At 34.9% G+C, this 24,661-nt stretch carries 31 protein-coding genes and 1 pseudogene; 25 read left to right on the top strand and 7 right to left on the bottom strand.

The genetic code is table 11. The features are described from left to right. Position 1: 1 nt before the first annotated feature. From atpG to CQA38_RS07340, 15 genes are all read left to right on the top strand, one after another. Complete coding sequence (gene atpG / locus CQA38_RS07410; RefSeq protein ID WP_137633366.1) at positions 2–886, top strand: ATP synthase F1 subunit gamma; 885 nt, start codon at positions 2–4, stop codon at positions 884–886. Between the two features lie 10 nt (positions 887–896). Continuing rightward, positions 897–2,300: a F0F1 ATP synthase subunit beta gene (gene atpD / locus CQA38_RS07405; RefSeq protein ID WP_137633365.1), complete on the top strand. Its 1,404-nt coding sequence runs from the start codon at positions 897–899 to the stop codon at positions 2,298–2,300. A 2-nt stretch (positions 2,301–2,302) separates the two neighbouring features. Next, positions 2,303–2,695, top strand: coding sequence for an ATP synthase F1 subunit epsilon (atpC, locus tag CQA38_RS07400; protein WP_137633364.1), 393 nt, complete (start codon positions 2,303–2,305; stop codon positions 2,693–2,695). Between the two features lie 3 nt (positions 2,696–2,698). Next, on the top strand, positions 2,699–3,250 hold the full coding sequence (locus CQA38_RS07395) for a MotA/TolQ/ExbB proton channel family protein (protein WP_137633417.1): 552 nt from the start codon (positions 2,699–2,701) through the stop codon (positions 3,248–3,250). 2 nt (positions 3,251–3,252) lie between these two features. Next, positions 3,253–3,642 carry an ExbD/TolR family protein gene (locus tag CQA38_RS07390; protein WP_137633363.1) on the top strand — a complete coding sequence of 130 codons (390 nt, stop codon included), beginning with the start codon at positions 3,253–3,255 and terminating at the stop codon, positions 3,640–3,642. Between the two features lie 3 nt (positions 3,643–3,645). Beyond that, positions 3,646–4,410, top strand: coding sequence for a TonB C-terminal domain-containing protein (locus CQA38_RS07385; RefSeq protein WP_137633362.1), 765 nt, complete (start codon positions 3,646–3,648; stop codon positions 4,408–4,410). Positions 4,411–4,419: 9 nt separating this feature from the next. After that, positions 4,420–5,631 (top strand): Tol-Pal system protein TolB, encoded by a 1,212-nt coding sequence (gene tolB, locus CQA38_RS07380; RefSeq protein WP_137633361.1) that lies wholly within the window; start codon positions 4,420–4,422, stop codon positions 5,629–5,631. A 69-nt stretch (positions 5,632–5,700) separates the two neighbouring features. Further along, on the top strand, positions 5,701–6,201 hold the full coding sequence (locus CQA38_RS07375; RefSeq protein WP_137633360.1) for an OmpA family protein: 501 nt from the start codon (positions 5,701–5,703) through the stop codon (positions 6,199–6,201). 13 nt (positions 6,202–6,214) lie between these two features. Beyond that, complete coding sequence (locus tag CQA38_RS07370) at positions 6,215–7,102, top strand: tetratricopeptide repeat protein (protein WP_137633359.1); 888 nt, start codon at positions 6,215–6,217, stop codon at positions 7,100–7,102. Between the two features lie 17 nt (positions 7,103–7,119). After that, positions 7,120–7,680, top strand: coding sequence for a peptidylprolyl isomerase (locus tag CQA38_RS07365; protein ID WP_137633358.1), 561 nt, complete (start codon positions 7,120–7,122; stop codon positions 7,678–7,680). Between the two features lie 9 nt (positions 7,681–7,689). Further along, positions 7,690–8,613: an ACP S-malonyltransferase gene (gene fabD, locus CQA38_RS07360; protein ID WP_137633357.1), complete on the top strand. Its 924-nt coding sequence runs from the start codon at positions 7,690–7,692 to the stop codon at positions 8,611–8,613. After that, on the top strand, positions 8,610–9,296 hold the full coding sequence (locus CQA38_RS07355) for a 5'-methylthioadenosine/adenosylhomocysteine nucleosidase (protein WP_137633356.1): 687 nt from the start codon (positions 8,610–8,612) through the stop codon (positions 9,294–9,296). The genes fabD and CQA38_RS07355 overlap by 4 nt, the downstream gene beginning before the upstream one ends. After that, on the top strand, positions 9,293–10,048 hold the full coding sequence (locus tag CQA38_RS07350; RefSeq protein WP_137633355.1) for a tRNA 2-thiocytidine biosynthesis TtcA family protein: 756 nt from the start codon (positions 9,293–9,295) through the stop codon (positions 10,046–10,048). The genes CQA38_RS07355 and CQA38_RS07350 overlap by 4 nt, the downstream gene beginning before the upstream one ends. Before the next feature lie 2 nt (positions 10,049–10,050). Beyond that, complete coding sequence (locus CQA38_RS07345) at positions 10,051–10,563, top strand: isochorismatase family cysteine hydrolase (RefSeq protein ID WP_137633354.1); 513 nt, start codon at positions 10,051–10,053, stop codon at positions 10,561–10,563. Further along, complete coding sequence (locus tag CQA38_RS07340; RefSeq protein WP_137633353.1) at positions 10,560–11,207, top strand: hypothetical protein; 648 nt, start codon at positions 10,560–10,562, stop codon at positions 11,205–11,207. The genes CQA38_RS07345 and CQA38_RS07340 overlap by 4 nt, the downstream gene beginning before the upstream one ends. 29 nt (positions 11,208–11,236) lie before the next feature. On the opposite strand, the gene CQA38_RS07335 is transcribed toward CQA38_RS07340, so the two are convergent. From CQA38_RS07335 to CQA38_RS07325, 3 genes are read right to left on the bottom strand one after another with little or no spacing between them, the layout of a single operon-like run. Then, entirely contained in the window at positions 11,237–12,310 is a 1,074-nt protein-coding gene (locus CQA38_RS07335; protein WP_137633352.1) for an epoxyqueuosine reductase QueH, read from the bottom strand. Further along, positions 12,311–12,778 carry a thioredoxin-dependent thiol peroxidase gene (gene bcp, locus CQA38_RS07330; protein WP_137633351.1) on the bottom strand — a complete coding sequence of 156 codons (468 nt, stop codon included), beginning with the start codon at positions 12,776–12,778 and terminating at the stop codon, positions 12,311–12,313. A gap of 2 nt (positions 12,779–12,780) precedes the next feature. Further along, entirely contained in the window at positions 12,781–12,981 is a 201-nt protein-coding gene (locus CQA38_RS07325; RefSeq protein WP_137633350.1) for a 4-oxalocrotonate tautomerase family protein, read from the bottom strand. Positions 12,982–13,127: 146 nt separating this feature from the next. On the opposite strand from CQA38_RS07325, the gene CQA38_RS07320 reads away from it, so the two are divergent. The 4 genes from CQA38_RS07320 (at position 13,128) to CQA38_RS07305 (ending at position 17,241) form a co-directional block, all read left to right on the top strand. Further along, complete coding sequence (locus tag CQA38_RS07320; protein ID WP_137633349.1) at positions 13,128–14,456, top strand: hemolysin family protein; 1,329 nt, start codon at positions 13,128–13,130, stop codon at positions 14,454–14,456. Between the two features lie 165 nt (positions 14,457–14,621). Next, complete coding sequence (locus CQA38_RS07315; RefSeq protein ID WP_137633348.1) at positions 14,622–15,707, top strand: Cj0814 family flagellar-dependent secreted protein; 1,086 nt, start codon at positions 14,622–14,624, stop codon at positions 15,705–15,707. Between the two features lie 175 nt (positions 15,708–15,882). Beyond that, positions 15,883–16,755, top strand: a complete 873-nt coding sequence (locus CQA38_RS07310) for an HDOD domain-containing protein (protein WP_137633347.1) — start codon at positions 15,883–15,885, stop codon at positions 16,753–16,755. 9 nt (positions 16,756–16,764) lie between these two features. After that, a complete protein-coding gene (locus CQA38_RS07305) occupies positions 16,765–17,241 on the top strand; it encodes a cysteine permease (protein WP_137633346.1) in 477 nt (158 codons plus the stop codon). Here CQA38_RS07305 and CQA38_RS07300 read toward each other — a convergent pair. Both CQA38_RS07300 and CQA38_RS07295 read right to left on the bottom strand, forming a co-directional pair. Beyond that, positions 17,238–18,542, bottom strand: coding sequence for an MFS transporter (locus tag CQA38_RS07300; protein WP_137633345.1), 1,305 nt, complete (start codon positions 18,540–18,542; stop codon positions 17,238–17,240). The genes CQA38_RS07305 and CQA38_RS07300 overlap by 4 nt on opposite strands. 74 nt (positions 18,543–18,616) lie before the next feature. Beyond that, positions 18,617–18,787 carry a highly acidic protein gene (locus tag CQA38_RS07295; protein ID WP_137633344.1) on the bottom strand — a complete coding sequence of 57 codons (171 nt, stop codon included), beginning with the start codon at positions 18,785–18,787 and terminating at the stop codon, positions 18,617–18,619. Between the two features lie 102 nt (positions 18,788–18,889). On the opposite strand from CQA38_RS07295, the gene moaC reads away from it, so the two are divergent. The 3 genes from moaC to CQA38_RS07280 are packed head-to-tail and all read left to right on the top strand — an operon-like array spanning position 18,890 to position 20,737. After that, positions 18,890–19,363, top strand: a complete 474-nt coding sequence (moaC, locus tag CQA38_RS07290) for a cyclic pyranopterin monophosphate synthase MoaC (RefSeq protein ID WP_137633343.1) — start codon at positions 18,890–18,892, stop codon at positions 19,361–19,363. Then, positions 19,341–19,604 (top strand): DUF493 domain-containing protein, encoded by a 264-nt coding sequence (locus CQA38_RS07285; protein ID WP_137633342.1) that lies wholly within the window; start codon positions 19,341–19,343, stop codon positions 19,602–19,604. The genes moaC and CQA38_RS07285 overlap by 23 nt, the downstream gene beginning before the upstream one ends. A gap of 11 nt (positions 19,605–19,615) precedes the next feature. After that, entirely contained in the window at positions 19,616–20,737 is a 1,122-nt protein-coding gene (locus CQA38_RS07280; protein WP_137633341.1) for a hypothetical protein, read from the top strand. 73 nt (positions 20,738–20,810) lie between these two features. Here the strand turns inward: CQA38_RS07280 and CQA38_RS07275 are convergent, their stop codons facing one another. After that, positions 20,811–21,608: a HugZ family heme oxygenase gene (locus tag CQA38_RS07275; RefSeq protein WP_137633340.1), complete on the bottom strand. Its 798-nt coding sequence runs from the start codon at positions 21,606–21,608 to the stop codon at positions 20,811–20,813. Between the two features lie 234 nt (positions 21,609–21,842). Here CQA38_RS07275 and CQA38_RS07270 point away from each other — a divergent pair, with 234 nt between their 5' ends. The 3 genes from CQA38_RS07270 to CQA38_RS07260 are packed head-to-tail and all read left to right on the top strand — an operon-like array spanning position 21,843 to position 24,420. Then, the gene (locus CQA38_RS07270; RefSeq protein ID WP_137633339.1) at positions 21,843–22,829 is read left to right on the top strand and encodes an iron ABC transporter permease; all 987 of its coding nucleotides are present in this window, start codon (positions 21,843–21,845) and stop codon (positions 22,827–22,829) included. Continuing rightward, positions 22,826–23,602: an ABC transporter ATP-binding protein gene (locus CQA38_RS07265; RefSeq protein WP_137633338.1), complete on the top strand. Its 777-nt coding sequence runs from the start codon at positions 22,826–22,828 to the stop codon at positions 23,600–23,602. The genes CQA38_RS07270 and CQA38_RS07265 overlap by 4 nt, the downstream gene beginning before the upstream one ends. Further along, the gene (locus CQA38_RS07260; protein ID WP_137633337.1) at positions 23,602–24,420 is read left to right on the top strand and encodes an ABC transporter substrate-binding protein; all 819 of its coding nucleotides are present in this window, start codon (positions 23,602–23,604) and stop codon (positions 24,418–24,420) included. The genes CQA38_RS07265 and CQA38_RS07260 overlap by 1 nt, the downstream gene beginning before the upstream one ends. Positions 24,421–24,507: 87 nt before the next feature. Here CQA38_RS07260 and CQA38_RS09385 read toward each other — a convergent pair. Continuing rightward, a pseudogene (locus CQA38_RS09385) lies at positions 24,508–24,661 on the bottom strand (chemotaxis protein); the annotation flags it as partial.

The raw sequence follows: 24,661 nt of genomic DNA, 5'->3' as shown, positions 1-24,661 counted from the left end.
TATGGCTAGTCTTAAAGAGATAAAAAGAAAGATAAAAAGCGTCAATAACACGCAAAAAACAACTAAAGCGATGAAGCTTGTTTCTTCAGCTAAGCTTAAAAGAGCAGAAGAAGCGGCTAGACGCAGTAAGTTTTATGCACAAAAAATCGATGAAGTTTTAGCTGAAATTTCTTTAAATATCAGCAAAATTTCAAAAGATGATGAACGCTTTGTATTCTTTCAAGAAAGGGCTGTGAAAAAGCTAGATATTATCTTTATCACAGCAGATAAAGGGCTTTGTGGTGGCTTTAACTCAAGAACCATTAAAAGTGTTAATGAGCTGATGAAAGAATACCGCAGTAAAGGTATAGAAGTTCGTTTGCGAGCCGTTGGAAAAACAGGCGTTGAATTTTTTCGCTTTCAAGGTATCGAGCTTTTAAAAACTTATGAACATTTAAGCTCAAATCCAAGCTATGAAAGGGCTTGTGAGGTGATTAATGAAGTAGTAAATGACTTCTTAAACAAAGAAACTGATCAAGTCATCATCATACATAATGGCTATAAAAATATGATCTCTCAAGAGCTTAAAGAGCTTCATTTGCTTCCGGTTGAGCCTTTAAAAGTGCAAGATGAAAGTCAAATTTCAAACTCAGCTCTAGAGCTTGAGCCAGAAGGTGATGAATTAATGCAAGAGTTGATGAAAACCTATTTTGAATACAATATGTATTTTGCCTTAATTGACTCTTTAGCAGCCGAGCATAGTGCAAGAATGCAGGCTATGGATAATGCGAGTAAAAATGCCAAAGAAATGGTTAAAAACTTAAATTTAGCCTATAATAAAGCAAGACAAGAAAGTATCACTACTGAACTTATAGAAATTATCAGTGGTGTTGAATCAATGAAATAAGGAGAAATGAATGAGTAAGCAAGGATTGATTTCACAAATTTTAGGACCGGTGGTTGATGTTGATTTTAGTGATTATCTGCCACAGCTTAATGAAGCTTTGATTGTAAATTATGACTTAGGTGGCAAAAAACACAAACTCGTCTTAGAAGTCGCTGCTCATCTTGGCGATGAAAGGGTAAGAACTATCGCTATGGATATGACAGAAGGACTTGTAAGAGGACTTGAAGTAGAAGCTACAGGAGCACCTATTAGCGTGCCAGTTGGTGAAAAAGTTTTAGGCAGAATTTTCAATGTAACTGGTGATCTTATAGATGAGGGCGAAGAATTAAGCTTTGATAAGCATTGGAGCATACATAGAGACCCACCTCCTTTTGAAGAACAAAGCACAAAAAGTGAAATTTTTGAAACAGGCATTAAGGTTGTGGATTTGCTCGCTCCTTATGCTAAGGGTGGAAAAGTCGGACTTTTTGGTGGTGCTGGTGTTGGAAAGACCGTTATTATCATGGAGCTTATCCATAATGTTGCGTTTAAGCACAGCGGATATTCAGTATTTGCAGGCGTGGGTGAGCGAACTCGTGAGGGAAATGACCTTTATAATGAAATGAAAGAAAGTAATGTTTTAGATAAGGTTGCCCTTTGCTACGGACAAATGAATGAACCACCAGGAGCTAGAAATCGTATCGCTTTAACAGGGCTTACTATGGCGGAGTATTTTAGAGATGAAATGGGACTTGATGTGCTTATGTTTATCGATAATATCTTTAGATTTTCTCAATCAGGCTCTGAAATGTCAGCGCTTCTTGGACGTATCCCTTCAGCTGTGGGTTATCAACCAACCTTAGCAAGTGAAATGGGTAAATTCCAAGAAAGAATTACTTCAACCAAAAAGGGCTCTATCACTTCAGTTCAAGCTGTTTATGTGCCAGCTGATGACTTAACTGACCCAGCCCCAGCAACCGTTTTTGCTCACCTTGATGCTACAACCGTTCTTAATAGAGCTATAGCTGAAAAAGGAATTTATCCAGCTGTTGATCCGCTTGATTCAACTTCTCGTGTGCTTGATCCACATATCATCGGCGAAGAACATTATAAAGTCGCTCGTGGAGTGCAATCTGTGCTTCAAAAGTATAAGGACTTGCAAGATATCATCGCTATCTTAGGTATGGACGAGCTTAGCGAAGAAGATAAACTTGTGGTTGAAAGAGCAAGAAAGATAGAAAAATTCCTTTCTCAACCTTTCTTTGTGGCTGAAGTGTTCACAGGTAGCCCTGGTAAATATATCAGCCTTGAAGATACTATAGCTGGCTTTAAAGGAATTTTAGAAGGTAAATACGATCACCTGCCAGAAAATGCATTTTACATGGTAGGTAACATCAATGAAGCCATTGAAAAGGCTGAAAAAGCTAAAGGCTAAGCATGAGTGATTTAATGCATTTAGAGGTGGTAACACCTATGGGTATGATTTATGAGGGTGAAGTGCGTTGTGTAGTTTTGCCCGGAAGCGAGGGTGAGTTTGGCGTGCTTAAAGGGCATGCTTCTCTCATTTCATCTTTAAAAGCTGGGGTGATTGATATAGAAAAAGCTGATTCTAAGCATGAATTAATCGCTGTTGATTCAGGTTATGCAGAAGTGAATGAGTTTAAAACCACTGTTTTAGCCAAAGGTGCAGTAGCCATTAATGCAGATGAAAACAGCGAAATCGCACAAAATTTAAATGCGGCTAAAGAACTTCTTCGATCAGCAAGTTCTGATAGCGTGGCTCTAGCTTCTACTTTTGCAAACATAGACAGCAAAGCAGGGGTAAAGTAAGTGATCAATACGGCGTCCATCATACATTTTTTTAATGAATCAAGCCTTATCACTTACATAGTATTAATTTGGCTTTCTTTTTATTTTATTTTAAGCTTTGCTATTTTATTTGCTCGATCGACTTTTTTAGGCGTTTGGATCAATAAAGAAAAAGGAAGTTTAGAATACTTACTTATGGGAAACAAAGATATTTCTCAAACCGAATCTATACTCAGAAAATGCCCGGAAAATGAAAAAAATCGCCTTGAAATTTATAAAAATTTAGCTGAAAAAAGAGCAAGTGTAGGACTAACTTGGCTTTCTATCATCGCTTCAACTTCTCCTTTTATAGGGCTTTTTGGAACGGTTGTATCTATACTTGAAACCTTTGGTGGACTTGGCACTCAAAACTCTTTAAGTATCATCGCTCCAAAAATAAGCGAAGCACTCGTTGCTACAGGTTGTGGGATACTCGTGGCTATACCAGCTTATAGCTTTCACTTAAGCATAAAAAGAAAAGCATTTGAACTTATGAGCGTCATTGATAGCGAAATAAAAATTCTTGCAAAGGCATAACTTTGTCATTTCTTGATGAAAAACCAGAACTCAATATCACACCTTTGGTTGATATTATGCTTGTTTTACTTGCCATTTTAATGGTCACTGCACCAAGTATTACTTATGAAGAAAACATCAATCTCCCAAAAGGCTCGCAAAAGACAAATTCAACAGCAACGCTTAAAAGTCTTATCATTGCTGTAAATGGCAAAAGAGAAATTTTTATCAATGAAAAAAAATTTAACTTTGTAAGTTTTGCAGATAACCTAGCCATACTCAAACCACAATTTAAACTTGATGAGCCTGTTTTTATACGAGCTGACAAAGAACTTAAATATGATGATGTGATTTTTGTTTTAAGGGTGGTAAAAAACTTAGGCTTTAACAAGGTTTCTTTACAAACGGAGTAGCTTTTGAAAGATTATGGTGTAGGATCATTTAACGCTTTTTTGCTCGCTTTAATCGTTTATATGGCTCTTGTTTTTTTTATCGCTTTTAAACTCAGTGAAGAAGCCAAACAAAGTGTAAAATACACTGATATAGCAAATAGCTTTGTTGATGTAGAACTTGGCGAATACCAAGCTACACCCGCACAAAACACACAATCAAATCCCGAGAAACAAGCCAAAATAGAAGAAGAACAACTTAAAGAAACGACAAATAAAGCCGTTGAGACAAAAGAAGACACCCAAAAAGCAAGTGATATTAGCTCTTTGTTTGGCAATGTCAAAGATTATCAAGAAGAGCAAAGCTCTAAGGTGCAATCATCTAGCAAATCCCAAAGCAAGACAACCACCACAAGCACAAGCGCTTCAAATATCGTAAAGCAACTCAATGACTCACTCATCAATCAAAGCGATAAGATAGGACAAAGCTCACAAAAGCAGATGACAGGAGTATATGATGAGTTTTTGGGTAAGATTGCAAGAAGAATGCAAGAAAATTGGTTGCTTTATCCAAGGAGCGGAAATTTTAGCGTAATCGTGCATTTTTTTATAGATAGTAACGGAATTTTTGGATATACTTCAGTTTCAAAAAGTGGCAATGCTGAATTTGACGCAAAAGTTGAACTTTTTTTAGAAGATTTAAAAGGTAAGTTTATCGCGTATCCACCAAATTCAAAAAGATACGAAGATACAGCTTCTATAAGCGATGAAATCAGTATGCAGCAACATTAAGGAGAAAAAATGAAAAAAATCTTTGGACTTTTCTTTTTGATCTTATCAGCTCTTTTTGCAGCTGATGAAGCCTCTATTTCTATCGTCAATAAAGGCACTGTTTTACCAAAAATCATCATCAAAGATAACTCAACACTTAGTGACACAAGCTTAAAAAGAAATTTTTATAATCTCATCTTAAATGATTTAAAAATCAGCTCAAATTTTGAAGTGCTTGAAAGAGGTAATGAACAAGGCAATTATCTGCTTGAATACGAACTAAACAAAGAAGGTGGCAATACTTTAAATTTAAGAGTAAAGATTAAAGCTGATGGCACAGAAAAAAGTAACAAAAGCTACTCAGTGCCAAGTCTTGAGCTCTATCCTTTCCTGGCTCACACAAGCATTAAAGACTCGGTTAATACCTTAGGCTTAGCTCCGGTTGAATGGATGGATCATAAAATTTTGATTGCTAAAACTTCAAGCTCAAAAAGAAGCCAAATTATCATGGCTGATTATACACTTACTTATCAAAAAGTCGTTGTAGCAGGCGGATTAAACCTCTTTCCAAAATGGGCAAACAAAGCTCAAACTGCATTTTACTACACTGCTTATGATCATAATATCCCTACACTTTATCGTTATGATCTTAACACAAACAAAGCCACAAGGATACTTTCAAGCGGAGGTATGATCGTCGCAAGCGATGTGAGTGAAGATGAAAATAAAATCCTTGTTACTATGGCACCACAAGATCAGCCCGATGTATATCTTTACGATCTTAAAAAAAAGAGTTTGATTAAAATCACAAATTATTCAGGCGTTGATGTAAATGGAAATTTCATCGAAAATGATCAAAAAGTAATTTTTGTAAGCGATCGTTTGGGTTATCCAAACCTTTTTATGCAAAAAATAGGCGGATCGAATGCCGAGCAAGTTGTTTTTCACGGGCGTAACAATACAGCTGTTTCAACCTACAAAAACTATATCGTGTATTCAAGTCGTGAGATGGAACAAAGAGGCGTGTTTAATATCTATTTAATGAGTACAGAAAGTGATTATATCCGCCAACTTACAGCAAATGGCAAGAATTTATTCCCTCGTTTTTCAAGCGATGGTGGAAGTATAGTGTTTATCAAATATCTTGGTAATCAAACAGCTTTAGGGATAATCCGCGTAAATGCCAATAAATCCTTTCATTTTCCACTCAAGGTTGGGAAAATTCAATCGATTGATTGGTAAATTTTATTCAAATTTAATATTTTTTAGTTATAATTAACGCACTTAACAAAACTTTATGAAAGGTAAAAGATGAAGAAAATTCTCTTAATCTCAGTTGCAGTTTTTGCAATGATTCTTAGTGGTTGCCAAGCAACTAAAAAATCACCTTCAGTTACCCAAACAGGTAGCACACAAGGTACTAGCGGTGCTGCTTCTGGTGGTAACGATACTTTTGGTGGTGTTGGTTCTCTTGCGAGCGGACTTGGAAAAATCTATTTTGATTTTGACAAATACAACATCAGATCAGATATGCAAGCTGTTGTAAATGCAGGTGCTGATTTACTTAAAGGTCAAGCAGGTGGTGCTCAAATTACAGTTGAAGGAAACTGCGATGAGTGGGGAACTGATGAATACAACCAAGCGCTTGGTTTAAGAAGAGCAAATGCTGTAAAAAGAGCTTTAGTTACTTTAGGTCTTGATTCAAAACAAATTGCAGTAAAAAGCTATGGCGAAACTAACCCAGTTTGTACTGAAAGAACAGCAGAATGTGACGCACTAAATCGTCGTGCAGAGATTAAAGTTGGACTCTAATCTTTAAACTACAATGAAAAAAATACTACTAACTTTGGCAGCTCTTTTTAGTGCTGCCTTAGCTGAAACTTCAGCTTTTGACGCAGGAAACATTAATAATAATTCTGGCTATGGACTTACACAAAACGAAAAAATTCTAAAAGACAAGCTTGATACACTCAATAACAATTATCTGCAAAACAACGCAAGGATAAATTCAGTCAATGAACAAATAGAAGGCATCCAAAGCACTCTAGAAGGTATTAACTCGCAATACAGCAAAACAAATACCAAAATCACTCAACTTGAACAAAATCTCAGCAAAGAACTCCAAAAACTTCGAGTTTATGCTGAAGAAAGCCGAAAAATTCAAGAAGCAAATAACAAGCAAATCAAACAAGTTCTAAGCGAACTCAGTCAGCTTATGGATACTTATATCAACCAAAACACACAAGATCAAAATTTAAGTCAAACACCGCAAATAACTTCATCAACAGATGAAAATAAAAGCAAACAAGTAATACCAACTACACAAAAAAAACAAGATGATGAATCTTGGAAGAAAAAAGAATTAGACGAGCTTTTAGAGCTTGCTTTAAAAGAATTTAACAATAAAAACAATTATGAAAACTCAAAAGTAAAATTTGAGTATTTAATCGAAAAAAATTACAAGCCGGCCTTATCAAATTTTCATATAGGCGAGATAGAATACAAGAAAAAACGTTATGCAAACGCGATAAATTATTATAAAAAAAGTGCTCAGTTATATTCAAAAGCAAAGTATATGCCAACCTTGCTTTATCATACAGCCATTAGCCTTGATAAAGTGGGCGATACAAAAGCAGCAAATGGCTTTTATCAAGCTTTGAAAAAGGACTATCCACAAAGCAAAGAAGCTAAAGCCGCACCAAATAGAAAATAAAATCAAAAGGAGAAAAAATGTCAATAGCTAAAAATAGCGTAGTTTCAATGTTTTATGAACTTAAAGACGCCAACACAGGAGAACTTTTAGAGTCAAACTTACACTCAGCTCCTGTTTCTTTTATACTTGGAAAGGGGCAAATTTTAGAGGGCTTAGAAGAAGAAATTGCTAAGCTTGATTGTCCTAGTGAGGCTGATGTTATCATTAAAAAAGATAAGGCTTTAGGCGAGTATGATCAAAGTGCAGTGCAAACCTTACCAAAAGAGCAATTTGCTGGTATTGATTTAAAAGTAGGTATGGAACTTTTTGGCGAAAGCGAAGATGGTGGCACCGTGCGGGTTATAGTAAAAGATATTAAAGATGATGAGGTTGTGATTGATTATAATCACGCTTATGCAGGCAGGGATTTGCTTTTTAGTCTTAATATACTTGATGCACGTGAAGCTAGCGAAGATGAAATTTTAACTGGTATTATAGCAGGAAGTGGAAGTTGTGGTTGTGGGGGACATGATCATGATCATCATCATGGTGGCGGAGGATGCTGCGGCGGACATGGCGGTGGTTGCGGTTGCCACTGAGGTAGTTTGATGAAAGCTGTTTTTATCTTTGCAGGACAAGGCTCACAAACTCTTGGCATGGCTAAGGATTTTTATGAAAATTGCGCTCAAGCTAAAGAGCTTTTGCAAAATGCAAGCGATCATTGTAAGCTTGATTTTAAACACTTGCTTTTTGAGCCAAATGAGGATTTAAATAAAAGCGAATTTACCCAGCCAGCTATAGTTTTAAGCTCTTTAATGGCTTATCTTGCTTTTAAAGAAAGACTTGATTTAGAGTGTGAATGTGCTTTGGGGCATTCTTTGGGTGAAATTTCAGCCCTTAGCGTTCAAGGCGGCATTAATTTTCTTGACGCGCTTTCTTTGGTAAGAAATAGAGCTTTATTTATGCAAGAAGATTGCGATAAGATAGAAGCTGGTATGCTTGTAGTTTTAGGGCTGAGTGATGAAAAAGTCGAAGAGCTTTGTCAAGATGCCTTGGCAAAAAACAAGCAAATTTATGCAGCAAATTACAATTGCGACGGACAAATCGTCGTAGCTGGTATGAAAGCGCATTTACAAGCTTATGAGGCTGAGTTTAAAAAAGCTGGGGCAAAAAGGGCTATGCTTTTAAATATGAGCGTGGCAAGTCATTGTCCGCTTTTAAAAGAAGCTAGTGTGAAATTTAAAGCCTTGCTTGAAAATAGCCTTTCATCAAGCTTTAAACCAGTAATTTCAAATGCAAATGCCAAGCCTTATACAAGCAAAGATGAGGCTTTAACTTTACTGAGCGAGCAGCTTATAAAGCCGGTGCTGTATAAACAAAGTATAAAAAATGTCGAGGCAAATACGGACTTTTTTATAGAGTTTTCAAGTGCTATTTTAAAAGGCTTAAACAAAAAAAATACAAGTAAAGAGACATATTCTTTTACAAATTTAAACGAACTTGATGAAATCATAAAGGTGATAGGACAATGAAAATTGCTATTTTAGGGGCTATGCCAGAAGAGATTAGTCCGCTTTTAGAAAAACTTCAAAATTATGAAAAGATTGATTATGCAAACAATAGCTACTATCTTGCACAATACAAAAACCATGAGCTCATTTTAGCGTATTCAAAGATAGGCAAGGTTAATTCCACTCTTTCAGCAAGTGTGATGATAGAAAAATTTAAGGCTGAAACCTTACTTTTTACAGGCGTTGCAGGAGCTTTTAATCCTGAGCTTAAAATAGGCGATTTACTCGTTGCAAACAAGCTTTGTCAATACGATCTTGACATTACAGCTTTTGGACATCCTTTAGGCTTTGTGCCGGGTAATGAAGTCTTTGTAAAAACCGATGCAAAACTAAATGCCTTAGCCAAAGAAGTAGCAAAAGAGCTTGGCATAAAGCTTCATGAGGGCATTATCGCCACTGGGGATGAGTTTATCTGCGATGAAGTGAAAAAAAACAAGATCAGAGAGATTTTCAATGCTGATGCTTGCGAGATGGAAGGAGCAAGTGTTGCTTTAGTGTGTGAAGCTTTAAAAGTACCTTGCTTTATCTTAAGGGCGATGAGTGATGAGGCTGGGGAAAAGGCTGAGTTTGATTTTGATGAATTTGTGGTTAAATCAGCTCAAACTTCAGCTGAGTTCGTGCTTAAAATCTGCGATAAATTATGATCAATCTTAGCAAAAGACTCATTCGCCAAGTCGGACAAGCTAATGCTAAATTTAAGCTCATCGAGGAAGGCGATAAGGTTTTACTTGGACTTAGTGGAGGCAAGGACTCTTTGGCTCTAGCTCATCTTTTAGCTCGTATGCAAAAACATGCTCCTTTTAAGTTTGAGTTTGAAACAGCGACTTTGAGCTATGGTATGGGTGAGGATTATTCACATTTACACGCTCATTGTTTAGAACATGACATCAAGCACAGCATTATTGAAAGCAATATTTATGAAATTTCAGGCGAGAGCATACGCAAAAACTCAAGCTTTTGTAGTTATTTTTCACGTATGCGTAGGGGCGCACTTTACACTTATGCTTTAGAAAGAGGCTTTAATAAGCTTGCTCTTGCTCATCATCTTGATGATGCGGCTGAAAGTTTTTTTATGAGCTTTATGTATAATGGGGCTTTAAGGACGCTTAGTCCTATTTACAAGGCTCAAAGAGGTATTAGTGTGATCCGTCCTTTGATTTTTGTGCGTGAAAGACAACTTCGTGATAATGCCACAGCAAATGATTTGCAAGTCATAGGTAATGAGTTTTGTCCGGGCTTAAAACTTAGCGAAAAAAATGTCAAATACCCTCACGCTAGAGAAGAAGCAAAAGCCCTTTTAGCAAAACTTGAACAAGAAAATCCTAAGCTTTTTGTAAGTCTTAAAAAAGCCTTTGAAAATGTGCATTATCAAAGCTTTTGGCAGGCTAAGGAGTAAAAATGAAAAAAGCCTTTGTTTTAGTGGATTATCAAAATGACTTTATCGACGGGGCTTTAGGCTTTGAAAAAGCAGCTAAGCTAAAAGATGAGATCAAGCGTTTGCTTGAAAATTTTGATGGAGATATACTCATCACGCTTGATACGCACGATGAAAATTATCTTAACACAAAAGAAGGTATAAATTTACCTATAAAACACTGCTTAAAAGGCACTCAAGGACATGATGTGCCAAGTTTTTGTGAGCCTTTTAAACAAAGAGCAAAAAAAATCTTTGAAAAGCATACTTTTGGCTCCTTAGAACTTGCCCAATTTCTAAAAGAAGAGCAATACGAACAAATCGAATTTGGCGGACTTGTCTCACATATTTGCGTCTTTCACAATATCATCTTAGCTTTTAATGCTGGATTAAATACTAAGCTAGTCTTACACAAAAATGCTACAGCAAGTTTTGATGAGGATTTGCAAAATGCAGCCTTTAAACTCCTTGAAGCTTTTTGGGTAGAGCTTGTATGAATATCTATAAAAAAAGAGCTTTAGCCTATACAGAAGAGCTCAAAACACACTATAAAAGCATAAAACATTTTGCTAAAAGAAAGCCTATGAGCTTTATGAGCGCTCTTTTACTAAGCACTCATCTTATAGGGGCTTTATTTTTCTATGCGTATTTTTTACTTCAGCTTTCTTTTGTTCCAAGTCTTGGACAAACTGTTTTTATGCCGCTTTTGCTTGTATTTGGCTTAAGTGGAGCCTTATTTTTTGCTTTGGCTTTAGGCATAGCTTTTGTTTGCTCTTTTATCCAAGCTTTATTGTATGAAAAGATCAATGCGTTTAAATTTGGTATTTTTATAGCTTTGTTAAGTTTGCTTGTTATGATATGCTTTGCTAAAAATACGGTTGCAAGGATTTCAGGATATGGAAATTTCGAAGTCTTAAAGATTTTTGTTGATCCTAGACTCAAAGGAAGCTTTGAGTGTGAAAAACTCCAATACTGCAAGGAAGAAGAAGGCTTTATCGAACTTGGTCATGTCAAAGTGTATTCTGCTTTAGGTGATAAATACTTTATCGGTTTAAAGGGCAAAGATGGACTGGATCATCACTATAAAATAGCTAAAATTCTTGTCTTAAATACCCTTAGCAAAAGCACCAAATCTTTTTAAAATACAGAAAATACTAAATTTATGCAAGCTCATAGCAAAACAATTTTTTCTCGCACATCAAAATAAATCTCGCTTTTTGCACTCAATTCTATCCTACCTTGTGGCAAATGCTCTGTGATGATAATGGGGCTAAGATTATAATTTCCTAGTATTTTTGTACGAATTTTAACCTCAGCTTCTATACTTAAGGGATGTTTTAAAAAGTCTTCAAAACTTTTAAACTTATACTTACAAAGAGCATTAAAAAAGCTAAAATCCCAAAAATGAAGCTCATCTTTAGGACTTGAAAAAGTTCCGCTTAAAGCCTCATTTTGTAAAAATCTTGTATAAGCATTTTTAAAATGCGAATAAAACAAAAAATGAGCTTGTAAAGGCTTTTTATCAAGTCTTATACCAGCTTTTAACAAGCGGTAATTTAAAAATTTCTCTCGCTCAAGTTTAAATTTCACACCTTTTTTTTCAAGGCTTTGCACCTTTTTATAAAGCTTTATCCTTGCTTCTATGCTTGCTGGTAAAACCTGCTTTGTGATAGGACTCATAAGCTCATCGATAAAAGGCTTATTTTCCTTTTGTTTGCTTAGCCCATATAAACAACCACAATAATTTTGATGATACAGCATTTCATTTTTAGCAAGCTCAAACTGCCTTTGTGTGCCACCATTTTTGCGAAAATCAGGGGCTAAAAACTCTATACCAAAGGGCGAACATTGTTTTTGTAAAGCATTTTGTAGTTGAACTAAGTCTTTTTTTGGGCTTGTCAAAAGCGTGGTTGTAAGCTTTTTCTCGCCTATTTTTACAGCAAATTTCACGCTTTCTTGCATACGCTTATCAAAGCAAATTTCACACCTTGCACCCTTTTCAGGCTCATCTTCATAACCCTTTACTGCTTTTAGCCAAGCCTCATAATCATACTCACCCTTAAAAAGCTTGATACCTAGCTTATCACAGCTTCTTTTTACATCTAAAAAACGCAACTCATATTCGCTGTAGGGATGGATATTTGGATCATAAAAAAAACCGATGAGTTTTTCATCTGGATAGGCTTTTTGAAGCTCACTCATAAAATAATGACTATCCACAGAACAACAGATATGAACTAGCATTTAAGCCTTTGCTAAATCAGCTAAAACCTTAGCCGCATGATCTTTTGCGCGCACATTCTTATAAATAGCTAAGACTTTACCTTGTTCGTCTATAATAAAAGTCGAACGTATAATGCCCTCATATTCTTTGCCATAATTTTTCTTTAAACCCCAAGCCCCATACGCTTTGGCTGCACTTTTATCCTCATCGCAAAGCAAAATATGCTTCAGTTTAAATTTACTTACAAAATTCTCATGGGATTTAGGATTATCAGGGCTTATGCCTATAATTACAGCATTTTTATCCTCAAAATTTCCTAAAAGCTCACTAAATTCGCAAGCTTCAGTAGTGCAACCGGGTGTGTTATCCTTAGGATAAAAATACAAAACTACCTTTTTTCCACTAAAATCTTTAAGCGAAATTTCAGTGCCGTCTTGATTAACAAGACTAAACTCAGGAGCCTTATCGCCTAGTTTTAACTCGCTCATTTTTAGCCCTTTGAGCGTATCTTTGCCACACTCTCACCACCAAAACCTATATCACAAGGCTCAATATCTTCTATCATCACCACAGTTCTTTCTTTTGGTTTTGAATATTTTGTGCTTAAAAGCGTTGTTATATCAGCGATCAAGCTTTCTTTGTCCTCTTTACTTAACTCTGGTTTTGAGAGTTTAATCGTTACTATTGGCATTTTTATTCCTTTCTTGAGTTAATTTATCATAAAAGTATAAGATGATTTTCTTAATATACTTGAAGTTTGAGTGCAAATTTGTGATTTTAAGCAAAATTTGTTTTAAATTTGCTATAATTTACAAATCATTTTTTTAAGGAGCTTTTTTGGACCCCAGTCAGAATTTAAATCTCGTGCCAAATTTTGGTTATTCTACTACTATGATTCTCGTTGCATTTTTACTCGTGCTTTTAAATGGTTTTTTTGTGCTTTCTGAATTTAGCATTGTTAAAGTTCGCCGCTCAAAGCTAGAAGAACTTGTCAAAGAAAAAAAACCAAATGCGAAAAAAGCTTTAGAAGTTTCTTCAAAACTTGATACTTATTTAAGTGCTTGTCAGCTTGGCATTACTTTAAGCTCGCTTGCGCTTGGATGGATAGGCGAGCCAGCTGTTGCAAGCTTGCTTGAGTATTATTTATCTGTCTTTCATCTGCCAAGTGCCTTGCTTCATACTATCGCTTTTGTAATCGCTTTTACTTTTATCACACTTTTACATGTGGTGGTGGGTGAGCTTGTGCCAAAAAGTGTTGCTATAGCTGTGGCTGATAAAAGCGTGCTTTGGGTGGCTCGTCCTTTGCATATCTTTTGGTGCGTGTTTTTGCCCTTTATTAAAACTTTTGATTTTCTTGCTGCTGTATGTCTTAAAATGCTTGGAATTCGTCCAGCTAGTGAAAGCGAGCTTACACACAGCGAAGAAGAGATTAAGATTATTGCCAGTGAAAGTCAAAAAGGTGGGGTTTTAGATGAGTTTGAAACCGAACTCATACGCAATGCAGTCGATTTTAGCGACACGGTAGCAAAAGAGATTATGAGTCCTAGAAAAGATATGATTTGTTTAAATAAGAGTAAATCATATGAAGAAAATATGAAGATCATTGTTGAAAGCAAGCATTCAAGATTTCCTTATATAGATGGCTCTAAAGATAATGTTTTGGGTATGATACACATTAGGGATTTGGTGCAAAATGAGCTTTGTGGGGAGAAAAAAAGCCTTAATGAGCTTGTGCGTCCTATCTTTCTTGTGCCTGAAAATATCAGCATTTCAAAGGTGCTTGCGCGTATGAATCAAGAAAGAAATCACACAGCCTTAGTTGTTGATGAATACGGCGGAACAGCTGGAATTATCACTATGGAAGATATCATGGAAGAAATCTTTGGCGATATACAAAGCGAACATGATGATGAAATGTATAAAAAGCTTAACGATGGAATTTATGATTTTAAAGGAAGATGCGAGATAGAAATAGTTGAAGAACTCCTACTCATCACTTATCCAGAGGACTTAGAACAAGTTACTATAGGTGGCTATGTATTTAACTTGCTTGGGCGTTTGCCTGTGGTGGGCGATAGGCTGGAGGACGAGTTTTGTTATTATGAAGTTAAAAAAATGGATGGAAATTCCATAGATCGAGTAAAGGTGGTTAAAAAGCAAGGCTAAACAAAGCTTTGCTTTTTATTATAATTTAAGCTTCAGTTTTACTTTAAATTTGAATGTAAATTTTCAAAACACTTCATTGCTAAAGTAAAAATTTCACTTTTATATTCATTTCTTTTGCAAAATGCCGATGTAGTTTTTAAGGAAGAAACTCACAAAGGAATAATAATGCTTAACTCGCTTCATTCTTACAACTCAAACCCTCTTGCTGGTGTGAAAGCAAATCTCACGCTTAATAAAACAAGTTCAAGTGATGTAAAAGTAGAGGTTTCAGCCTCTAAAAATACCGGTGTTAAAGAAGTTTTAGGCTATGCTGTAGATAAAGATGGTTATTTTACTGAAGAATTTAATGAAGCAGCAGGTATCCCAAAAGATATAAAAATCCACTCTTCAACTATGGAGTCTTTAAACAGAAGTGAAACAACTGCTCCTTTTAGGGATTTTATAAGCGTTGATCCAGCCAAAACTATAGCTAATGCTTATAAACTCTTAACTCAAGTTATAGGTGAAGATGCGTTTAATGCTAAAAATAGCTTTACTCTTGATGAGATTGCTAGTTTTCCTCAAGGCATAGACTTTGATCGCCAAAGCCTTGAAGTGCTTAAGGTGTATGAAAGTTCCAAGGATTATAAATTTGCTGATATGAATAGAAAGCCAGTATATTACTGGGAATACACCACAGCCACCACCTCGCTTTTTTATAAAAGCAATCAAGACAGGCCTGCTACTGATATTTTTGGTAATAATAATGGCGGACAAGAAGGTGCAGGGGTGTTTATAAACGCAAATGGAGATAAATACACCAATAGCGATGGCTCTATCACCAAAGGCGGACTTTTAGTTGGCATAGTTAATCATATCAGCGAGGTAAGAGAAGGTGAGACGACGATTTGGGGTAAGATAGAAGGTCTTGATAAAAATGTAAGCGTTAAAGAAGCTTGGGCTTTTCACGAGCAGATTAATTTAACTAATCCAATCTCAGATAGTGAATCTTTTCAAATTTTAAATAATACAAGCGATTTTACTGAGCTTAAAAATAAATATGCCCAGTGGGAGCAAAAGCGAACTGCCCAGCTTGCAGAAGAAAAAAAGCAAAGAGAAGAAATGGCTAAGGGTATGATCAATCCTTTAGAAATACTTTTTGAACAGATTAAACGCATAAATGAAGAATTACTTGAAAAGGCTTTAAATAAAAATAAATTTAAAATCGAGGCTTGGCAAAAACCAAACTCAAATTTAGATATAAAAGCTTAAAAAAATATTTTTATTTTTTGCTTAAAAAGTGTGTGAAGCATAGTTGTTTTATATGTTTTAATGAGAGTATCAAAAAGCTTGATATTTTTTATAAATTCTCACTCTTTTTTAAGCTATAATTTAGCAAAAAAGCTTAAAATTATCATCACACCATATTTTATAAGGATAAAGTTTAATGGATCAAATTCAAGATATGAATCAAGCCTTGCTTGAAAGCGTAGAACACTTACCGCCTTTACCACAAACGGTTAGAGATTTGCAACGCTATATAGATGAAGCTGGCTCAAATATGAAAATTGATAGGGTAGCTGAGATAATTTCTGGTGATCCTTTGGTTACTGCCAAACTCTTACAGCTTGCAAATTCGCCATTTTATGGCTTTTCAAGAGAGATTACAACTATTCAACAAGTTGTGAATTTGCTTGGAGTAACAAATATTAAAAATATTGTTACTGCTGATTCTATCAAAGGGAATTTCAAAGTTGATATGAGTCCTTATGGGCTTGATACAAACAAATTCTTGCAAAATTGTAACGAAGAGGCTAAATTTGTTTCAAGCTGGCTTTTAGAAGAAGATAAAAAACTTTCATATCTGCTCGTACCTTGTGTTATGCTTTTGCGATTTGGTATGATGGTGTTTGCAAATTTTTTAATCCAAAACCACAAAGAAAAAGAATTTTATAATGCCTTAAAACAAAACGATTTTCATAATATCGTTGTGGTTGAAGATAATTTTTTAGGTGTTGATCATATCTCATTTTTGGGCTTTTTGTTTCACCGCTGGGATTTTGATGAAGCGTTGATTGAAAGCGTATGTTTTGCTAATACGCCTCATTCAGCTGATGGAGAGATCAAACGTAGTGCGTATGCTTTGGCTATTGCTAATAACATCTTTGCACCTTATAATGGTGGCTCGCCTTATAGGGTAAATGCGGCTTTAAATTTGATTAAAGAAGCTAAAAATCAAGGTATAAATTTCAATATGGAACATTTTATCGCCAAGCTTCCTGATTTTGCTAAAGCTAATTTAAATAAGCCTATTGATTAAAAAAGGGCAATGACTAGCCTCATACTGCCCCCAAATGCTTTTTTAGATGAATATGTGCTTAATGCACAATTTCACAAAATAGCTGGTATTTCAAAAAATGCTTTTAAATTCTGGAAAAATGCGAGCATAGCAAGGTATCAAGGCACAAGGACGATTTTTTTACACAAATCTTGCATACTCAAAAAACACACCAAAGCGTTAAAAGCTTGTGATGACTTAAATGGCTTTGTCTTAGCAAGTGCGTTTTGTTCTTTCACTACGCTTTCGCCCTCTCATTTAGTAGCAAAAAATAACTCTTCGATCTATCAGCTCCTTGAAATCAAAGAGCTTTGCGGGATTAAATTTGTCAATCTCAAAGCCTTTTATGACTTCTTAGGGCTTGATTATAAGCATTATATTTATATAGAAAAATGCCATTTTTTTAGCCCTACTCCACTTGAAAAAAAGATCAAAATCACTTCAAGTTTATGCGTGGGGTATTATTAAGCTTTTTCATACACCCTACGCATTAAAAACGAAGTGCCAAAGGCAACAAAAGCAAGCACAAGCACATAAGCACTTAAACCATAACTCATCAAGCTTTCAGGATCTTTAAGAGCTACGCCATGGAAAAAGGCGGCAAGTTGAGGCGTAAAGCCCCCTGCTATAGCATAAGCGATATTATACGCAAAAGAAATTCCACTAAAGCGAATGTGAGGCTTAAACACATCACTCATAAACACAGGGCAAAAGTTCATAATCCCGGCACTAAAACAAGTCAAGCAATAAAGCCCTATCGTGCTGACTTGACTTGGCGAACTTGAATACAACTCTTTAAAAAACAAAAAGCTAAACACCCCAAAAGCGATACTAAAGGCTATACATACCTTATATGGTTTGATTTTATCAGAGATTACTCCGCTTAAGATGATACCGCTGACTATACAAACAAGCCCAGAAATTTGAAAATAAGTTTTTTCAAAAGCATCGAGATTAAAACTCGGCATTTTGCTGATGAAATTTGGCATAAGCAAGATAAAAACCAAAATACAACCGGTTAAAACCCAAGTTACAAGCATAGACACAACAACGCCAAATTTTGAGCTTTTAAACACTTCTTTAAGCGGGAAAGTCACTAAAGCACTATCCTGTTTCATCTGCTGAAACACAGGTGTTTCTTCTAAAAAACGACGCAAATATACAGAGATGATACCAAAAACCCCACCCAAAGCAAAAGGCACACGCCAAGCCCATTCTTCAATGGCTTCTTTTTCAAAAATCATATAAGTAAGCAAATACACCAAACTTCCAAGCAAAATTCCAGCCGTTACAGAAGCGGTTAAAAAGCCAAGATAAGTATTTTTTTGTTTATCAGGAGCATGTTCGTGTATGAAAACCCAAGCACCGGGCAATTCTCCACCCACAGCTATACCTTGACAAATTCGCACAAAGATCAAAAACAAAGGTGCAGCATAACCAATAGTTTCAAAAGTTGGCACAAGAGCAAGTGCAAAAGTAGGAATAACCATAAGCAAGATAGAAAGCATAAACATATTTTTTCGCCCAAATTTATCGCCAAAATGAGCCATAACAATGCCACCCAAAGGACGCGCTAAATACCCAGCCGCAAATATACCATAGGTATTGATAATCTTCCAAGTATCACTTAGACTTTGTGGAAAAAAATGTTCTGAAATAATAGAAGCAAAAAAGACAAAAATTATAAAATCATAAAATTCCAAAGTGCCTCCTAGCGAGGAAAGCCCTAATGTTTTTATTTCTTTTTTGCTGAGTGTTTTTGTTTTCATAGGAATTTGCCCTTTCTTTTTTTCTTAAAAAGAATTAAGTTTGAATTATATCTAAGCCAAACTTTATTTAAGCTTTATTCCATCTCATAACTATCATCATAATCTTCATCGTCAAAATTATAATCGTCCTCATCGTAATTATAATTTCTTGAATGCTCACTTCTTAGATAATCATCTTCATCTTCATACGATAAAATATCTTGATCATCTAAGTCTTCAAATTCATCATCTTCAAATTCTCTCATTGAATTCCCCTTTTTTATGAAAAATATTTCGCTCATTTTAGCTAAATTTTTACTCAATTTGTCTATAATCTTTTTAAAAATATCTCAAAAAAAAGGTTATGAGTGCAGCTGAGTCATTTAGATGAAAATAACAGACCAAAAATGGTTAATGTTGCTGAAAAAGAGATAAGCTCGAGGCTAGCTAGAGCAAGTGGAGTGATCAAAGTAAGTCAAGAAGCTTTTCAAGCAGTAAAAGCAAAGGCTGTTAAAAAAGGAGCTGTGCTTGAAACAGCTGTCATTGCTGCGATTATGGGAGCAAAAAAGACAAGCGAACTTATCCCGATGTGCCATCCTTTAAATATCAGTGGTGTTGAAGTAGATATAGAAGAAGATGAAAAAGCGTGTGCTTTTAAGCTTTTTGTAAGCGTAAAATGCGAAGGTAAAACAGGGGTTGAAATGGAAGCCTTAAGTGGCGTAAGTATAGGGCTTTTAACCATTTATGATATGCTTAAAGCCATAGATAAGAGTATGGAAATTTCAAATATTGTTTTAGAGTATAAAAAAGGTGGCAAGAGTGGTGAATTTAAACGCATGTGATCAAAAGCCAGAGATTGATTATCCTACTTTTTGGGAGTATAAAATCATCTTTGAAAAAGGCGTAAATGCAAATGCAATTTGTCAAGAGCTTTTAGGGCAAAGAGAGTTTAGCTGCAAATTTTCACACGCAAGTAAAAATGATACATATCATAGCTTTTTGCTACGAGTTTTTGTTGATAGTGAAAAAGACAGGCTTGATCTTTTTGCAGCTTTAAAGGCAAGGGCTAAATTTGTGCTATAAAAAGGAAAAAAATGAAAAATGCTTTAATTATATTTGAAAACACACTTTCAGGACACAAGGATAAGGCAAATGAACTTATCGAGGATTTGGGTTATAATCTTACTTTTAAAGAATTAAACGATGAAAAAGTAAAGGTAGATGAGCTTTTGTTTGATTTTTTAGAGGTGCTGAAAAAGCTTGAGCTTTTAAACAATGAAAATACAACCTCTTTAATCAAAGCCTTAATTCGTGCTAAAGTGAAAAAAGAAGAGGAAAAGCTATATCAGCATATAAACGAAATGAGCGTGCTTAGAGCAAAGATAGAAGAGCAAAAAAATGTGATTAAAAACACCATCAGTCAAAATTTTTATGAACTTAAACAAAGCATAGAAAAATCGGACTTTAAAGAAGAAATTTCCACAAGTTTAAATGATGCTTTTTTATTTGAGGCTGAAATGCTTGGAATTTTAAGAGAAATAGCTGAAAGTGCCTTTATAACAACTTTAGAAAAGGGTGATGATATAGAACTTGAATCAAGCGAAATTGCTAAAAATTTAGTTTATAAAACTATTTGTGAGCTTGAATTTGAAAAAGAACGTATTTTAAAAAGCACACAAATCGTGCTTAATACAGCATTTGAGTTAGCTAATGAATCTAAAAACTATGCTAAAGAACTTTGCATAGGCGTGGTTAAAGGCACGCAAGAAGGCATAGCTTTAGGTATAGAAAAATTTAAAACTAGCTTTAATTACTGCACACTTGAAGAGGATTTAAGCAACAAAGAAAAAGAGCTTATCGATATAGAATACGATTTTATCACACTTTTAAGGCTTGAAGCAAAGAAAAGCGATGAACCGGTGCAAAGCATTATCAAAAATTTACTTGAAAATGAGCTTGATACTTTGTTTGCAAAACTCAAAAGACTTGCAAGCGAAAGTAGAGAACAACTCTTGCTTATGCTTAATGATCTTAAGAAAAATCCTAAAATTAACGATTTTGGCAAACTCGCCCAAAGCAAAATCAATATCTTTAAAAAAGAAATTAGCGATTTAGAACAACTCACAAGCGAGCGTTATAAAGACTTTAACACTCAAGAAGCCAAAAAACTCGGTATTAATTTATGGGAAAAAGCAAAGAAATTTATAGGAAAATAGAAAAACAATTTAAATAAATAAAACTCTAAGTTTATACAAGCTTTTAAAAGGCTCTTTGATGAGCCTTTTGATTTTATTTGTGTGGATTATGAGTGTGTGGGTTACTTCCGTGTGGAGCTTTTCTATGAGGATTTACACCTGTTTTACCGCTAAGGTGCATAAGCTCGCCTTTTGTGTCTATCTTATAAGCTTGTCCAAAGCCTTTTACAAAGCTTCCTTCTTGATAAGTGAGTTTCACAAGATGAAAATCAAGCATTTCGCGGATAATTTTTATCCCACCGCCACTGCCATTTCTTTTTTCAAATTCATCAAAGATGATATCAAAGTCCGCGCCTCTTTCGATAAATTCAGTTTTTACTCTATAACGAAGTCTTTTTCTTAAGATTACAGAAGCTGCCTTACACTCATCTTCTAAAAAAAGCACTTCAACATTGTTAGGATTGTTTTTGATATTTGAAGTGTGTTCAGCAACTTCGCTGATATAGATATAATCGCCCTTTTGACTTTGAATAAGCGGCGCATAAGAACACTCAACCTCACCCTTAGCATTGATAGTTGCAAGGCAAATCGAGCCAAAACCAGCCTTAAACTCATCAAGTTCTTTTTTCACTGCTGTATAATCAACGCTTGATTTTACACTCTTGCAAAGCTCGATAATCGCATTTTTAAGAGCCTCTTCATCTTTTGCTTTAACAGGAAAATCTATGCGAAGTTTTTCACCACCATTATATACTATATCAAGCCCTTCTAAATCCACACTTTTAAGGCTGATATCTTCTACCTTTTCAACAGCACCAAATTTTTTACACAAATCAATAAGATTTTCTTTGTGATGATCATTCATGTGCGAAATAATGCTTTCAACGCTCATTGTTTTCTCCTTTTTAGAAATTAAATTTATCAAAAAATGATAGCTAGTATTGCTTTAATATATGCTTAAAAATCTTTGCTTAAAAAATATATTGCGATTAAATATCATACTAAGAAAATTTTAAAGAAAATAAGGTTAGAATATGGCTTTAAATTTCGATAGAAAACGAAGTATTTGAAAGATATTTTTGATAAATACTTTGTTTTAAATTGATAAAACAAATCACAACTAAGAATGGTTTTTATGATTTCTAAGCGTTTATTTATAAGCTTTATTTTCATTATCTTTGCTTATATAGTCATTTTTCTTATTGCCTTAAACATTGGTGAATCACAAGCCAGCTTTACAGAGATTGTCGCTGCGCTTTTTGATGAGGATTCAAAACTAAGAACAATAGTCCTTGAATCCAGAATGCCCCGTCTTGTCATGGCTATACTCATCGGTATGCTCTTAGCAAGCTCTGGAGCAGTAACTCAGACTATATTTTCAAACCCAATCGCTGATCCTTATATCATCGGCATAGCTTCAGCTGCGACTTTTGGGGCAGTTTTAGCCTATATGCTTAAGGTGCCTGATTATTATTATGGATTTTTTGGTTTTGCGTGCTGTTGTTTATTTGCTTTGCTTATCTTTAAAATGTCTAAACGCTCAAGCATAGCCACTTTACTCATCATCGGTATAGCTGTATCATCATTTTTAGGAGCTTTTACTTCATTTTTTGTGTATTATATAGGCGAAAACAGCTTTAAGGTTATGGCTTGGCTTATGGGTTATTTAGGGCTTGCAAGCTGGGATAAGATAGCTATTTTGCTTGTGCCTTTGTGTTTTTGTTTATTGTATTTTTACGCTCATAAAAACGAACTTAACATTATCTTAAGCGGTGATGATGAAGCAAGAAATTTAGGCGTTGATGCAAGCAAAGTGAAAAGAAATTTACTCATTGTTTCATCTTTAGCGGTTGCTTTTGGCGTAGCTTTTAGCGGACTTATAGGCTTTGTGGGGCTTATCGTGCCTCATATCGTGCGTTTAATGCTTAAAAATTATAACAATATCCTTGTTTTACCGCTTTGCACCTTACTTGGTGGGCTTTTCTTGCTTTTTTGCGATTGTTTAGCAAGGACAGCTCTTGCTCCTGTTGAAATCCCTATAGGCATTATCACTTCTTTATTTGGAGCACCGATTTTTTTAATGCTTGCTCTTAAAGCAAGGCGGTTTTTATGAGTATAAATATAGAAAATTTATCTTTTGCCTATGAGCATAAACCCTTGCTTGAAAGCTTGAGTTTTAAGATTGAAGAAGGTGCTTTTTTTGGAATTTTAGGACCAAATGGCTCTGGTAAAAGCACTTTGATGAAAAATATGCTTGGAATTTTAAAGCCAAGTAGTGGAAGTATTTATTTTTTTGATAAAAAAGTGCAAGATTATGGTATAAAAGAGCTTGCAAAAATCATAGGCTTTGTGCCACAAAAATCAGAACTCATGATGCCTTTACTTGTTCAAGATGTCTTGCTTATGGGACGTTATTCTGCTTTACAAAGTGCTTTTGCAAGCTATACTCAGCAGGATTTAGAGCAAATGCAAGAAGTTGCCGAGCAAGTAAGGATTGAAAAATTTCTTACAAGAAATATACTTTCTTTAAGCGGTGGCGAGTTTCAAAGGGTGCTTTTAGCTAGAGCCTTGCTGAAAAAGCCTCAAATTTTACTCTTAGATGAACCAACCTCAGCCCTTGATATGAACTATGCTATCGAGCTTTTAAGCTTGTGTGAAAATTTGCTTAAAAAGCAAAAGATCACTGTGGTGGCTATCTTGCATGATTTAAATCTTGCGTCTATGTTTTGTGATGAAATTATCTTTTTAAAAGAAGGAAAGCTTCGTTATAAAGGTAGCACAAAAGAACTTTTTACAAAAGAGATTTTAAAAGAAATTTATGATTTAAATTGTGAAGTTTTGCTTCAAAATAATCAACCCTATATCTTACCTTTAAAGGAAAAATGATGAAAAAAATACTTTGTATATTAACATGTTTGCTTAGCTTTGCACTTGCCAAAGAAGAGCGTTTAGTTGTACTTGATCCAGCCAGCATAGAAATCATTTATATGCTAGGAGCTGAAGAAAGCATCAAAGGCATAGCAAGCCTTCAACACAGCAATATCTATCCAGCCGAAAAAACAAGCAAACTTGAAAGCGTAGGAAGCTTTTCAAATCCTTCAGTTGAAAAAATCCTTGCTCTTGAACCAAGCCTAGTTATCTTAAGCTCGTATTCTTTAGCTTTGGAGCCAAGATTAAAGAATTTAGGCGTAAAAACCTTATATATGGAAGCTTCAAGGCTTGATGATATGTATAAAAACATAGAAACTTTAGCCAAATATCTTAACAAAGTCAAAGAAGGACAAGCTTTAATTGCTAAAACCAAAAAAGAGCTTGAAGAACTCAGCAAAAGTCCGCTTCATAAAAATGCCATTTTTCTTTTCTCAAGCAATCCTTTAATGGCATTTTCAGATAATTCTATGATTGCTGATATCTTAAGACTTTTAGGCATTGAAAACCTTACCCCAAAAAGTGATATTCAAAGACCGATGATCTCAGGCGAATATATACTTGATAAGGACCCAGACCTTTTAATCATAGGGCTTCAAGCTACTGATATAAAAGCTTTAGTTGATCAAAATCCTATCTTAAAACACACAAAAGCCTATAAAAATAACAATTTATATGTTTATGAAAAAGTGCATACCCTACTTCGCATAAGCCCAAATATCACAAATTCAATTAAAGATTTTAAAACAATGCTTGAAAGCAAGGTAAAACAATAAACACAACACCCCAAACACCCAAACCTTAAACCCAAATTCAAGTTTAAGGTTTGATTTAAAAGTATAAAAATTACTTATGCTTTAATATCAAAACTTCTTCTTCCGAGCATCTTCAAGAATATTCTTAGCAATACTATTAACCGTATCAGAAATCACAGAACTATCATTAGCAATCTTCACATTATCTTGAGTTACACTTTCTATATGAGCTACACTTTCATTGATTTGAGTAATACCTGCA

This window comes from Campylobacter sp. MIT 12-5580, from assembly GCF_005406235.1.
Taxonomy (GTDB): domain Bacteria; phylum Campylobacterota; class Campylobacteria; order Campylobacterales; family Campylobacteraceae; genus Campylobacter_D.
Note: the sequence above shows the minus strand (reverse complement) of the source record. Positions and strands in the feature narration are given on the sequence as shown.